General features: G+C 50.1%; 1 protein-coding gene. It reads left to right on the forward strand.

The window, feature by feature from the left end; genetic code table 11:
* Positions 1 to 577, forward strand: a 577-nt coding sequence (locus R7044_RS26915) for a class I tRNA ligase family protein (protein WP_225456193.1), incomplete at both ends; no start/stop codon positions are given.

A 577-nucleotide genomic window follows, 5' to 3' on the forward strand; every position in this document is an offset into this window, starting at 1 on the left:
AACACAGCGCGTTTCTTCCTAGCGAACCTAAATGGCTTCAACCCAGCAACAGACATCGTTCCTGCTGAAGAAATGGTGGCGCTAGACCGTTGGGCAGTTGGTCGTGCACTTGCTGCGCAAGAAGAGATCATCAAAGCGTACGATGAATACAACATCCACGCCGTAACTCAGCGTCTAATGCAGTTCTGTTCTATCGAGATGGGCTCATTCTACCTAGACGTAATCAAAGACCGTCAGTACACAGCGAAGCAGGGCGGCCACGCTCAACGTAGCTGTCAGACTGCACTTTACTACATCGTAGAAGCACTAGTTCGTTGGATGGCGCCAATCATGTCATTCACCGCAGATGAGATCTGGAACGAGATGCCAGGCGAGCGCGAAAAATTCGTGTTCACAGGTGAGTGGTTCGATGGTCTATTTGGTCTAGCGGAAGGTGAAGAGCTGAACAACGAATTCTGGACTGAAATTCAGAAAGTTCGTGGGGCGGTGAACAAACTTCTTGAAGCGGCGCGTGCAGAGAAAACCATCGGTGGTGCACTACAAGCTGAGCTAACTCTATTTGCTGATGACGCACTAG

This window comes from Vibrio sp. 1402, assembly GCF_033340275.1.